Origin of the sequence: Amycolatopsis sp. NPDC006125 (assembly GCF_040614195.1) — a bacterium.
In the GTDB taxonomy this organism is placed as follows: domain Bacteria; phylum Actinomycetota; class Actinomycetes; order Mycobacteriales; family Pseudonocardiaceae; genus Amycolatopsis_E; species Amycolatopsis_E tucumanensis.
Window position 1 is genome coordinate 1 of sequence record NZ_JBEXTZ010000226.1, and the last position, 1021, is coordinate 1021.

Sequence of the window (1021 nt, forward strand, 5' to 3'; positions counted from 1 at the left end):
GTGTGGGGTCGGTGGTAGTTGTACCAGTCGAGCCAGTCGGGGAAGGCGGCTTGTCGTTGGGTTTCTGAGGTGTAGGGCTGGTGGTAGGCCCATTCGTCGAGCAGGGTGCGGTGGAAGCGTTCCACCTTCCCGTTCGTCTGGGGCCGCCAGGGGCGGGTGAAGCGGGGTGTGATGTGCAGGTCGGTGCAGGTGGTGTGCCAGGTGGTTTTGCGGTAGGCCCAGGCGTTGTCGGTCAGCACCCGCTCGATGGTGATGCCGTGGCTGGCGAACCAGGCGTGCGCGCGGCGTAGGAAGGCTGCGCAGGTGGCGGCTTTCTCGTCGGGCAGGATCTCGGTGTAGGCCAGGCGCGAGTGATCATCCAGAGCGGTGTGCAGACAGAGGTAGCCGCCGCCGGCGGTGCGGACCTGGTTGGCTCGGCCTTGGGCACGGCCCAGGACCTTGTGCCCACCACCGTCGGGGATACGGCCGAGTTTCTTGACATCGACGTGTACCAGCTCGCCCGGAGTAGCGCGTTCGTAGCGGCGAATCGGCTCGCCGGTGGCGCGGTCACACGCGGCCAGCACCGGCACCCCGTGGCGCCGCAGGATCGCATGGGCGGTCGAGGGCGCCACCCCAGCCCGCACCGACAGGCGAACCGGGCCGATCTTGTGCTCCTGCCGCAACATCACGACCAGAGCCTCCACCTCAGGCGACGTGCGGTTCGGGCTGTGATGCGGCCGGCTGGACCGGTCGTTCATCCCCGCCGGGCCGTGCTGGCGATAACGGCCCACCCAGCGGGCCACGGTGGTGTGACTGACCTGAAACCGCTCCGCTGCCCGACGCAGCGACCATCCCTGCTCCACGACACACAGGGCAAGCCGCAGCCGGCCCGTCGGGGTCAACGAGGCGTTACGGTGGACCATCGAGGACCTCCTGGTATGCGGGTGTTGATGTCGCAATCCACACCGAACCCGGAGGTCCTCACCCACATCAAGATCATCCTCAGCGTGTCAGCCCATCACCAACGTCCCCGAACAGCACA

General features: G+C 67.6%; 1 protein-coding gene. It reads right to left on the reverse strand.

Going from position 1 to position 1021, the window contains the following annotated elements; all coding sequences use genetic code 11:
* On the reverse strand, positions 1 to 902 hold a 902-nt coding region (locus tag ABZ193_RS43600; RefSeq protein ID WP_354714699.1), incomplete at its 3' end, for an IS481 family transposase.
* Positions 903 to 1021: the final 119 nt, after the last annotated feature.